General features: G+C 63.4%; 11 protein-coding genes. 9 read left to right on the forward strand and 2 right to left on the reverse strand.

Going from position 1 to position 12042, the window contains the following annotated elements; genetic code table 11:
- Positions 1-59: 59 nt before the first annotated feature.
- On the reverse strand, positions 60-740 hold the full coding sequence (locus GB927_RS00870; RefSeq protein ID WP_256114607.1) for a polysaccharide deacetylase family protein: 681 nt from the start codon (positions 738-740) through the stop codon (positions 60-62).
- Between the two features lie 178 nt (positions 741-918).
- Here GB927_RS00870 and GB927_RS00875 point away from each other — a divergent pair, with 178 nt between their 5' ends.
- The 9 genes from GB927_RS00875 (at position 919) to GB927_RS00915 (ending at position 11147) form a co-directional block, all read left to right on the forward strand.
- A complete protein-coding gene (locus GB927_RS00875) occupies positions 919-2172 on the forward strand; it encodes an oligosaccharide flippase family protein (protein WP_256114608.1) in 1254 nt (417 codons plus the stop codon).
- A gap of 133 nt (positions 2173-2305) precedes the next feature.
- A complete protein-coding gene (locus GB927_RS00880) occupies positions 2306-4111 on the forward strand; it encodes a serine aminopeptidase domain-containing protein (RefSeq protein ID WP_256114609.1) in 1806 nt (601 codons plus the stop codon).
- 143 nt (positions 4112-4254) lie between these two features.
- Positions 4255-5100 (forward strand): hypothetical protein, encoded by an 846-nt coding sequence (locus GB927_RS00885; RefSeq protein ID WP_256114610.1) that lies wholly within the window; start codon positions 4255-4257, stop codon positions 5098-5100.
- Positions 5101-5132: 32 nt separating this feature from the next.
- On the forward strand, positions 5133-5396 hold the full coding sequence (locus GB927_RS00890) for an acyl carrier protein (RefSeq protein WP_256114611.1): 264 nt from the start codon (positions 5133-5135) through the stop codon (positions 5394-5396).
- Positions 5393-6919: an AMP-binding protein gene (locus tag GB927_RS00895; protein ID WP_256114612.1), complete on the forward strand. Its 1527-nt coding sequence runs from the start codon at positions 5393-5395 to the stop codon at positions 6917-6919. Before GB927_RS00890 ends, GB927_RS00895 begins: the two co-directional genes overlap by 4 nt.
- On the forward strand, positions 6912-8192 hold the full coding sequence (locus GB927_RS00900; protein WP_256114613.1) for a type III PLP-dependent enzyme: 1281 nt from the start codon (positions 6912-6914) through the stop codon (positions 8190-8192). Before GB927_RS00895 ends, GB927_RS00900 begins: the two co-directional genes overlap by 8 nt.
- A 44-nt stretch (positions 8193-8236) precedes the next feature.
- Entirely contained in the window at positions 8237-9364 is a 1128-nt protein-coding gene (locus tag GB927_RS00905; protein ID WP_256114614.1) for a sugar-transfer associated ATP-grasp domain-containing protein, read from the forward strand.
- Between the two features lie 105 nt (positions 9365-9469).
- Entirely contained in the window at positions 9470-9943 is a 474-nt protein-coding gene (locus tag GB927_RS00910) for a cupin domain-containing protein (protein ID WP_256114615.1), read from the forward strand.
- Between the two features lie 34 nt (positions 9944-9977).
- The gene (locus GB927_RS00915; RefSeq protein ID WP_256114616.1) at positions 9978-11147 is read left to right on the forward strand and encodes a nucleotide sugar dehydrogenase; all 1170 of its coding nucleotides are present in this window, start codon (positions 9978-9980) and stop codon (positions 11145-11147) included.
- 40 nt (positions 11148-11187) lie between these two features.
- Here the strand turns inward: GB927_RS00915 and GB927_RS00920 are convergent, their stop codons facing one another.
- Positions 11188-11841, reverse strand: coding sequence for a methyltransferase domain-containing protein (locus GB927_RS00920; protein ID WP_256114617.1), 654 nt, complete (start codon positions 11839-11841; stop codon positions 11188-11190).
- Positions 11842-12042 lie beyond the last annotated feature (201 nt).

Consider the following 12042-nt stretch of genomic DNA (forward strand, 5'->3'; position numbering starts at 1 on the left):
ATCGTCGCGGCCTGGTTAATGCCCGTGAAACGGAAAGGATCGAATGCGAAGGAAACGAATTACCAGCGGTAGCGCAACCGGCGCGCGATGCGGTAGGCAAGGCCGCGGGCCTTCTGTTCGGCGCTTGCGAACGGCAGAAGACCGGTGGCGGGGTCGAAGGTTTCGGTCAGCGAACGGCGCGGGCAGAACCACACGTCGCGATAGGTGAGACCCGTCGAACTGGTGAAGACGCGGTCGTAGCGCTCCGCCTTCAGCTGCCGCAGCACCGCCTGGTCGAAACCGCCGAAGGGGATGGAGGCATAGGCGACCGGCGCGCCAAGCGCGTCCTCGATCGTCTTGCGGGCATCGACCAGTTCACGCCGGCGTCCTGCCGCATCAAGGCGGCGCCAGTCGACATGGTCGTGGCCGTGGCTGCCGATCGTCATGCCGGCGGCGGCGATCTCGCGGATCTGCGCGGCGGAGAGATACCCGTGTTGCCCGATGCGGCCGGCGAGCACGAAGAAGATGCCGCGACGGCCGTGTTCCACCAGTGTCGGCAGAGCGACCTCATAGTCGGAGATATTGCCGTCGTCGAAGGTGACGTGCGCCTCGATCCCGGTCTTCGCCTCCAGTTCGCCAAGGCCGGCGATCGTGCGGCGGAAAATGTCGGCGGTCACGAAATAGCGAAGCTCCCCCTCGGCCGGCGGCACGATGGGCGCGCCGATGCCGTGAAAGGTGAGGTACATTGTATTGGCGAGCATGGCGTCTCCGGCGGCGATGGGGCGACCGTCCCTCCTCTACGCCGCAAAGCTCAAGAAACGGTTTACCCCCTTCGCTCTGCCACCATTGCGCGCGATCCACCATTGTTCTAGACGTAGCGCCGTGATCGGGCGGCTCGGCCGTATCGGGCACCGCGGGGGCTGAACGCATGGTGGTTGCATGAAACGGATCGTGGCGCTTGCCGACAAAGTTCGCGGTTCGCTCTTAGCCCGGAATACCATCGTCTACACTTTCAATTTCGGCATGCAGCTGGTCATCCAGTTCGGCTACTTCATGCTGCTGTCCCGCTATCTCGGGCCGTCCGACTACGGCGTCTTCGTCACGCTGTCGGCCATCAACGGGATCGGCGTGCTGCTGATCGGCCTTGGCAGCGACCATGTGATGATCCAGCGCGTCGCCGTCGATCCCGGAAATTTCCCGCGTTACCTCGGCCACAGCGTCGCAATGTCCGCCCTCACAATGCCGGTCGTCGCGGTCTTCGCCATCGCGATCAGTCACTATCTTGTGAGCGCCCATATCGCGCTTTCCTCTCTGCTTGCCTTCGTCGCGGCCCATCTGGTCTTCGGGCGCATCGTCGCCGTCTGCGCCAGCGCCTTCATGGCCTTCGACCGGGCGAAGCTGCAAATGCTCGTCAATGTCGGCATGGCAGTGCTGCGCGCGCTCTTCCTGGTCGCGGCGGTGGTGCTGCAAAAGGATTTGACGCTCGACCATTGGGCCTGGTGGTATCTCGCCGCCTCCGCGCTCGGCGCGCTCATCTCCGTCGTGCTGGTCGCCGTGGTCTGCGGCATGCCGTCGCCGGCCGTGATCCGCGGGGACATTTCGCTCGGCCTGCAATATTGCCTGGAATTCGTCGCGATCGGCAGCGTCGCCGATGTCGACAAACCGGCCGTAGCCCAGACGCTCGGCCCCGACATCGCCGGCCAATATGCGGCCGGCTTCAAGATCGTCGATGCAGCCTCCGCGCCGATCCGCGCGCTCCTTTACGCGACCTATACACGCCACTTCCGCAACGCTTCCGCCAGCGCCGCCGAAAGCGTGCGCTTCGGCCTGAAGCTTGTGCCCTTCTCGCTGCTGATCTCGGTTCCGATTGCCATCTTCCTCTATTTCGTCGCCGACTATATTCCGTATCTCATCGGCCACGATTTCGACGGCACGCCGGAGATCATCCAGCTCCTAGCGCTCTATCCGCTGCTCATGGGCCTTTCGGGCATCGGCGCCGATATTCTGCGGGCGGTCGGCAAGCAGAAGCTGCGCATCACGCTCCTCATTATCACCGCGCTCGTCATGGTGCCGGCGATCTGGGCGGGTGCTGTGCTCGGTGGCCTGCTCGGTGCCGGCCTCGCCCGCCTCATCGTGCAGATCTCGCTCGTCGGCGCGACCTGGCTGTTCCTGGCGCGCGACAAGACCGTCTAGGGCGCATTACACGCGATCTTAAACTTTGCCGGGCAGAACGGAACGGCTGCGCGCCTGCAAAATTGGCCGCCGCATTCAAAATATGACAGCGCCTTTTGCGCGGCGCTAGGGCGGACTGGGGACGGAACACGACATGTCGGGAGACGCCAAGAACGGCGCGGTCATTGCTGCGAAAATCGGGGCAAAAGCCCATGAGGCCGCCTATCCCGTGGCCTTTTCCGGCATCATGGGCCTCTTCAAGCCCGCCTCCGACACCATGCCTGCACGCGATCTCGCGGTCCTCTTCCTCGCGCCTTGGGGGATCGACGAACTCTGCACCCGCAAGTTCTTCCGCATCACCGCCGAAACGCTCGCCGATGTCGGCATCGCCAGCCTGCGCCTCGACTATCCCGGCACCGCCAATGCGCTCGATGCGCCCGACGCCATCATCGATATTGCGAGCTGGACGGATGCCGCGCTTGCAGGGGCGGACGCCCTGCGCAACCTTTCCGGCGCGACCAATGTGGTCCTGCTCGGCTTCGGCCTCGGCGCCGCGATCGCGCTGAAGGCGAGCGACCACGTCGAAAACCTGGCAGGTCTCGCCCTCCTCGCGCCCGTCGTCTCGGGACGCCGTTATCTGCGCGAACTCTCCGTCTGGTCGGCCGTGGTCGATGAAGGCGTGGGCGTTGCGCCGCATATGCGGGACACCGCCCCTGGCACGATCGCCGGCCTGTCGATGCCCGAAGGCATCGTCACGACGCTCTCGACCCTCACCCCCGACGCTTTAGCCGACAGCCGCGTCGAACATGTCTTCTTCGCCGCAAGGCCGGACAACACATCGGACCGCCAGTTACGCGACCATCTGGCAGACGGCGCGACGACAATGCGCGATTTCGTCTTTCGCGGCTATGACAAGCTGGTCTCCAACCCGCTCGGCCAGGAAATCCCGGCCGACTTCCTCGAAGCCCTGCCCGATTGGTTGAAGGGGCTTGCTCCGTATCAGACGGCGATAAATCCGCCAGTGCCCCCATCCGGCCCAGCCGTCGTCACCGCCGGTGACGTGCGCGAAACCGCGCTGCGCTTCGGCCCCGGCGAACGGCTCGTCGGCACGCTGACCGAACCCGCGACGGGCGGCAGCGAGGCCACGGTCGTGCTGCTTACCACCGGCTACGACCATCAGGGCGGGTGGGCGCGCTCCGGCGTCGATCTTGCCCGGCAGCTTGCGGCAAAGGGCGTCGCGTCGTTTCGTTTCGACAGCGCCGGCGTCGGCGACAGCCCGCCGGTGCCGGGCCGCCGCGAAGAGGTTCTCTACGACGAGACGCAGGTCGACGACATGCCCGCGGTACGAGAATTCCTCGACGGTATCGGCAGGCGCGGCCCGGCGTTGCTCTTCGGGCGATGCAGCGGGGCCTATGTCGCCTTCCGCGCCGCCGCCGCGGACGAGCGCTGGGCGGGCTGCATCGTCGTCAACCCCTATGCCTTCCGCTGGCTGAAGCCGCCAAGTGCGGAGGTCGTCAACAGCGCACCCCGTGCGCTTGCCGACTACTCCCAGAAGGCGCTCAAGCTCGACACGATCCGTCGGCTCTTTTCCGGCGACATCGACATGAGCGCCGCCGCGCGCAATATCGGCCAGCGCGTCACCCAGCGCCTGTCCAAACGCCTTGCGCCACTGCTCGGGCCGCTGCTTGCAACCGAGCGCCTCGAACGCGCCGTGCATGCCGATTTTCGCGCGCTTTCGCAGCGGCCGGGCCGGACATGCCTCGTGTACAGCGTCGACGATCCGGGACTCGACAATCTCTATGTGCATTTCGGCAATCAGGTGGAGGGGCTGGCCGCCTATCCGAATGTTTCGCTGCATATCCTGCCGGATACCGACCACAACGTGACCCCACGCGTCAGCCGCCAACAGCTTTTCGACATTGTCGAGCAGGCAGCAACCTCGCTTTCGCGCGAGCGCTGAGCAAGGCTACTCGCGACATGCGAACTGTTTACCTTGTTTGGCATCAGAGGCCGCCCGCACCCGGCGCAAGAGCCCCCGTTTAGGCTTTCTGAAGGAGTCCGGCCTAGAGACTTGGCCCAAAGAACGGGATTGCAACGCTGGATATGCTCAAGCTTCGCGCCATAGGCCAGGATGGATTGGACGCCGCCTCGGAACTTCTCACGAAGGGGTTTCCATCGCGCTCGCTCGCCTTCTGGCAGCACGGTTTGAAGCGGCTTTTCGACCATGGCAGCGAGACCGGTGCGGGCTCGATCGGCAACCTCCTGATGGCGGACGAAACGCCCATCGGCATCCTCCTGACCATCGCCCGGCGTGACGGCGAGACGGGGCAGAAGATCGTCAACCTTTCGAGCTGGTATGTCGAGGAAAGCCACCGCTGGTACGCGCCGCGCATGCTGCTGGCCGCCATGGCGGACAGCGGGGCCATCTACACCGACCTCACCCCCTCGAAGGCCGCGGTCGAGCTGAACAACCGTCTCGGCTTCCGCACCTTCGACTACGACCTCCTGCTGTTTCCCCTCCCCTGGCTGGCGATTGCGGGCCGCAGGCAAGGCAGGCTGGTCGCCCTCAACTCGGTGCCGCCGGGCGCTATTTCGGAAACCCTGCTGCGGGACCTGCGCAACCACCAGGCCCTCGGCTGCATCGTCACCGTGATCGAGGCGGGCGGGCGCTACCATCCCGTCGTCTTCGACGTCATCCGCAAGAAGCGCATCCCGATCGCGCGGGTGGTCTACGCCGAAAGCGCCGATCTCGTTGCCGATAACCTCGCGATCCTGGCGCGCCTGCTGATCCGGCACGGCGTTCCGCTGCTCTGCCTGCAGATGCCGGCCGGGCGGCGTGTTCCCTTCGCTTACCGCTGGCAGAGCGGGCTTCGCTATCAGGTGAAGGGCGAATGGGACGACCGGAGCATCAACGAACTCTACTCCGAACGCGTGCTCTTGAAAGTCTAGCCGCGACCGGTCTTCACGAAGAGGAAAAAGCCATGCTGCACAACGCGACTGCCGCTTCCACCCCCGATATCGAGGCCGAAATCTACGGCTATCTCGACAAGCGGTTCCCGGCGCTCGCCCCCGTGGCGCCGGACACGGCCCTGCTCGACGGCGCGATCGATTCGCTCGGCTTCCTCGAACTGATCATGTTCCTGGGCGAGCGCTTCAATCTTTCCATGGAAGACGACAATTTCGACTTCCAGGAACTGGCGACGCCCGCCAGTCTCGTCAACTTCGTTTCGCGGACCCGGATGTGAGCAAAAGCCCTGTCCTTCTCCACCACCTGCTCGCGCCGCATGCGCAAAGCGACAGGCCCGCGCTGATCGACGGCGCGCGGGAACTCGACTACCGCGGCATGAACGAGCGCGTCGAGCGCTTCGCTGCGGCGCTTGCGGGCGCGGGTCTGGAGCGTGGCGACCGCGCCGCGATCTTCCTGCCGCGCGGCATCGAGGAATGCGTCGCCATTTTCGCCGTCAGCCGGGCGATGGGCGTCTTCGTGCCGATCAACGCGTTGCTGCGTGGCCAGCAGATCAGCCACATCGTCGCCGATTGCGCCGCGAAGGTCGTGATCACCAATCGCACGCTTGCGCCGATGGTCGCCGAATGCCTGCAAGGCGTCGCGGAAGCCCGCATCCTCCTCGTCGAGGACATGGCTGAGGCGGATGCCGCTGGCAGCCCGCGCGACGTCAATATCGGCGAGGACCTTGCAGCGATCCTCTACACCTCCGGCTCCACCGGCCGCCCGAAGGGCGTGATGCTTTCGCACCGCAACCTTCTCGCCGGCGCCCGCATCGTGCGCACCTATCTTGGCATCACGCCGGACGAGCGCATCCTGTCCGTCCTGCCGCTCAGCTTCGACTATGGCCTGAACCAGCTCCTGACATCGGTCGAGCAGGGCGCGCTGACGGTCATCCTGACCTTCCGTTTCGGCGACGACATCGTGAAGGCGCTGCGCGACCACCGCATCACGGCCCTTGCCGGCGTGCCGACGATCTGGGCGATCCTGACAAAGGCCTCGCCGCTGCTGCCGAAGACCGAGCTGCCGCACCTGCGCTATATCACCAATTCCGGCGGCGCCGTGCCCTCGCAGACGGTCGCGAACCTGCGCCGGATGCTGCCACACACCAACGTCTTCCTGATGTACGGCCTGACGGAGGCCTTCCGCTCCACCTACCTCCCCCCGGAGGAACTCGACCGGCGGCCGACCTCCATCGGCAAGGCCATTCCGGAATGCGAGATCTTCATCGTGAAGGAGGACGGAACGCGGGCAAAAGCCGGCGAGCCCGGCATCCTCGTGCATCGCGGGCCGACGGTTTCGCTCGGCTACTGGAACCGCCCGGAAGACACCGCGCGTGTGCTCAAGCAGAACCCTTTCCGCACCAAAGACCAGGGCGGCGACATCGTCTGCTATTCCGGCGATCTCGCCGTCGAGGACGAGGACGGCTTCTTCTCGTTCATCGGCCGCAACGACGCGATGATCAAGTCCTCCGGCTACCGCATCAGCCCCTCGGAAGTCGAGGAGGTCATCATGGCCACCGGCCGGTTCCGCCAGGTCGCCGTTATCGGCCTGCCGGATGATTTCGCCGGGCAGAAGGTCCATGCGGTCGCGGTCGCGCTCGAACCAAATACTGCCGTCGCGCCAGTGCTGCAAACAGTCGCCAGCACGCTCGCCGCCTACATGGTGCCGCGCGACCTCGAACTGGTGGAAAACCTGCCGATCACGCCGAACGGCAAGGTCGATTACCGACAGCTCGTCAGGGAGCGGACAGACAATGGCTGACAACGTCCAGAAGCCCGCAAACCACGGCTACGAACTTGCCAAAGGCCTCTTCGAGATCAACGGCGACGATCTCGTCCTCGGTGGCCTGCCGGTGCGCACGATCGTCGCGGAAGTCGGCTCGCCAGCCTATCTCTATGACGGGCAGCTGATGCGCCGCGCCTATCGCCGGCTTGCCGATGCGCTCAAGGGCTTCGCCTCCATCTATTATTCGGCAAAAGCCAATCCGGCCGAGGCGGTCATCCGCCTCTTCCTTGAAGAGGGCGCCGGCATCGAGATCGCCTCGCTCGGCGAATATCGCGCGGCCATCGCCGCCGGTGCGGCGCCCGAACATATCCTCTTCGCCGGCCCCGGAAAGCGCCGCGCGGAACTGGAAGCGGTGATCGAAGGCGGCATCGGCGAGATCCATATCGAGGGCGTCGACGAGATCGGGCGGCTCCGCTCGATCGGCAAGCCGGTGCAAGCCTCCATCCGCATCAATCCCGTCCCTACCGTGCAGGCCGGCGCCATGCGCATGGGCGGCAAGGCAACCGCCTTCGGTTTCGACGAGGAGGATCTCGACGCCGCGATCGCCGCCGTCGCATCCGCCGACAATATCGAGCTCGTCGGCATCCACGTTTATGGCGGCACGCAGATCCTCGATGCAGAAGCGCTGCTCGGCCAGTGGCGCCACGCCATCACGCTTGCGGCCCGCGTGGCACGCACCACCGGCAAGCCGCTGAAGACGATCGATCTCGGCGGCGGCCTCGGCATTCCCTATTATGCCGGCGACAAGCCGCTCGACCTCGACGCCGTGGCCGCCGCGGTGCCGGAGCTGGCGGCGCTCCTCAAGTCGGAGCCGCTGATTGCCGGCGCCCGCGCCATAGTCGAGCCGGGCCGGTTTCTCGTCGGCGAGGCCGGCCTCTATGTCAGCGAGATCAACACGGTTAAGCAATCGCGCGGCGTGCGCTTCCTCGTCATGGAGGGCGGCATGAATCACCATCTCGCCGCCTCCGGCAATCTCGGCCAGGTCATCAAGCGCAACTATCCGGTCGTCGCACCCGCCCGAATGACGGCGCCGTCCGACGCGCCGGCAACGCTCGTCGGCCCGCTCTGCACGCCGCTCGACACGCTCGCCCGCGATGCGGGGCTGCCCGACCTCAAGGCCGGCGACCTCGTGGCCGTGCTGCAATCGGGCGCCTATGGGCTGACGGCGAGCCCGATCAATTTCCTCTCCCATCCGCATCCGGCCGAAGCCCTTGTGGAAAATGGACGCATCGAGGCAATCGGCCGGTAACACCCGCAAGGAGGGCGTCACGCGGAACCGTCAGGAGAAGCAAAGTGATAGTGAAGAATTATCGGCGGTTCAAAAGGATGCTCACGGAGGATTTCCGGGTGTATCTGGGGGCTCGTGACAAGAAGCCCCTGCCGCGGCAGGTTTTCGAGATCTATCGCCTGCACAAGCTCTACGGCTATCTCCCGTACCAGTACCTGAAGCATAGCCTCTATCTGAAGAAATATGGCAAGGAGATTTACCGCTATCTTCCGACGGAACTTTTGCATGTCACGCGCGACCGCGTGAACTCGGCGGCCGATCTCGCGCTTGTCGATGACAAACTACTGTTCGAGGAGCGGATCCGCGCGGCGGGCCTCAGAACCACCAACACCCTGTTCCAGCTGCAACGCCAAGCCATCAGCGACATGGCTGGCAAGCGGGTCACCTATGTTGATTTCGTCGCGACGATAGAAGCGCTGAAGCTACCTGACGGCATCATCATCAAGCCGCTCTCGGGCGGTTCTGGCAGCGCCGTCTTTAAGCTTCGCGCGACAGATGGCGTGCTCTACTACAAGGGACAGGCGCTCGGTGAGGCGGACTTCGACACGTTGATCTTCACCACGAACAACGGCTTCTACTGGACGGATTTTATCGTTCAAGAGACCATCTCGCAGCATCCGGACGTCGCACGGTTTAACCCAACCTCTGTCAATACGGTCCGCATCGACACCTTCATAGATGAAGCAGGCAGAGTGCATTTCAACGCCGCCGCCCTCAAAGTCGGCTCCCCCGGCAGCATCACAGACAATTCCAGCACGGGCGGTTACATGATCGCCATCGACCTGGAGACCGGCCGCTTCTTGACTGGCGCCAAGACCGAGGCGCGTTTCGGCGGCAAATACCATGATCTCCGCACGGTGTTCGGCATCGAGCCGTCGACCTTTACAATGCCGTTCTGGCAGGCGCTGCGCGAGACGGCAAGCCGCGCCGCCGAGACGGTCGCACCTTTCCGCTCCCTCGGCTGGGACATCGCCATAACGCCAGCAGGCCCCCTCGTCGTTGAAGCCAATTCCGACTATGGCATCGATGTCCTGCAGGAACTTGCTGGAGGCTACGTCGACAAGGCGCTCGGCCGGTCCTATCTCGATCGGCATCCGGCCCGGAAAGAACGCATCCTTGAAGCCTTGCAGTAATTCGCGGCTTACGTACGGAAAATCGATAGCGCGGGATTCAGATATTCTTTAAATGCTTACGGGAGAATTTGGGGACGCCTTGAACAGCATGCCGGGGGGCAAGACATGGTATTGAAGTTGATATTGGCGACGATGGTGGGTGCGGCCGTGCGTTCGCGTTATGTCGAACCGGCAGCCCCTAAGGCTATCGTCGCGACCGCACCCGACGATCTCGAAATGGAGCCTTGCCCAGTCGAACCCTCGTGGATCATCGCAGGCAAGCCCGTCGCGCGCCGCTCGCTCCACTCGCGCTCGGCCGACGACCAGGCGACAACGGCGATCTGGGATTGCACAGCCGGCACCTTCCACTGGCATTTCGGCTGGGACGAAACGGTCGTTATCCTGGAGGGTGAGGTTCGGGTCACCGGCGAGGACGGCGCGGAGCGTGTACTGAAAGTCGGCGACATTGCCTATTTCCCGGCAGGTTCGTCGGCGATCTGGCATATCGACGACTATGTGCGAAAAATCGCCTTCGGCCGCCGTGAATTCCCCGGCGCCGTCAACATGGCGCTGAAGTTGCGCGACAAATTCAGACGATAGGGCGTTCATCGAACGCCCCCGTTCAGAGGTTTGCATGGTCAATATTACGGTCGCCGGCATCGGTTATGTCGGCCTTTCCAACGCCGTGCTTCTCGCGCAGCATAATGACGTCATCGCCTATGATATCAGCGAGCAACGCGTCGCCCGGGTGAATGCGCGCCACTCGCCCATCGTCGATACGGAAATCGAGCACTATCTCAGCACCAAGCCGTTGCGGCTGAAGGCAACGATGGACAAGGCGGAAGCCTTTGCCGGCGCCGAATTCGTCGTGGTGGCCACGCCGACAAACTACGATCCCGAAAGCAACTATTTCGATACACGCAGTATCGAGGCCGTGATCGACGACGTACGGCGCGTCAACCGGGATGCCACGATCATCATCAAGTCGACCGTGCCGGTCGGCTATACCCAGTCGCTGCGCGACGCACGCGATGACGACCGGATCGTCTTCTCTCCGGAATTCCTGCGCGAAGGCAAGGCGCTCTACGACAACCTGCATCCTTCACGCATCATCATTGGCGCGGATACGCCGGAGGCCCATCGCTTCGCGGACCTGCTTCGGCAAGGGGCGGTGAAGACGGATATTCCGGTGCTCGCGACCGGCTCAGGCGAAGCGGAGGCGATCAAGCTCTTCGCCAACACCTATCTCGCCATGCGCGTCGCCTATTTCAACGAGCTCGATTCCTACGCCATTACCCACGGTATCGATACGCGCCAGATCATCGAGGGTGTCGGGCTCGATCCGCGCATCGGAAAGCACTACAACAACCCGTCCTTCGGCTATGGCGGTTATTGCCTGCCGAAGGATACCAAGCAGCTTCTCGCCAATTTCAGCGAAGTCCCCCAAAACCTGATCCGGGCGATTGTCGATGCCAATACGACGCGTAAGGATTTCCTGGCCGGCGATATCGCCGCGCGCAATCCGGATGTGGTGGGGGTCTATCGCCTCGCGATGAAGAAGGATTCGGACAATTTCCGCGAATCCTCGATCCAGGGCATCATGAAGCGCATCAAGGCAAAGGGCATTCCGGTCATCATCTATGAGCCGGACTTTGACGGAGAGACGTTCTTCCGCTCGGAAATCGTGCGTGATCTCGCAGAGTTCAAGCGCCGCGCCGACCTCATCATCGCCAATCGCGTTTCGGACGATCTCGACGACGTGCGCGGAAAGATCTACACGCGCGATATTTTCGGAGCTGACTGACCGGCAGCGTTTCCGCCGGCCAAAGTGTGCCGAAAGGCTTTTATCGCTTGGTTGCGATGAAGATCGTCTCGCCGGGCAAAAGGCCATACTGGCCGACATAGGGTTCCTGGGCCACGAATTCTTCGAGGTCGAAGCCGGCCGCCATCACGCGATCCCGGAAGTCGCGGCCGTAATAGCGCACATGATCCGACTGCCCAAAGTGAAGGAGCCGTTCCGCCGGATCGGTGATCGATGGATTTTCATAGGTCGTCGGCCAGCCCTCGACGAGCGGGACCGTCAGCAGCGCCACACCGCCGGTCACCAGTATCCGGTGCAGCTCGGCGAGCGCTTTGGTGTCGTCGACATGCTCCATGACATGGTTGCAGATCACCAGCTCGATGCTGTCGGCCGGCAGGTCGATGGCTTCGATGTTCATTTCCCGGTCGCCGCGGTTCGGGTCGATGTCGGCGCCGATATAGGAGGCGGCCACCGTCTCGATACCCTTGCGAAGCGTCGGCTCGGGCGCGAAATGCAGGATTGACTTGCCCTTCGTCAGGTCGGGGCGGTCGTTCAGGAGAAGCGTGAACTGCCGGTGGCGCTCAAGCGAGCCGCAGGTCGGGCACATCGCATTGAGGCGCGGCGGGTAACCCGCGAGGCGAAACTTCTGGCTGTTTCCGCAGCAGGCGCAGGTAAAGACGCGGGAATCACTCTGCATGAGCAACTCCTTTACGGCCTTTGCATCCTGCAACCAGGGAAACGCAGCCCTTATCTTACGGCTGAAATAGGACACAACGATACACCTTTTAAAGTAAGTTAGAACATGCCCTTGGTCATCTACACTATTCTCCGAATAATGAAAACTCTCCAAAGATTACATTTCGGTAATCCAGAAATAGAACTGATCTGTACCTTTTCT

Source organism: Shinella lacus, assembly GCF_010994755.1.
Lineage (GTDB): Bacteria > Pseudomonadota > Alphaproteobacteria > Rhizobiales > Rhizobiaceae > Shinella > Shinella lacus.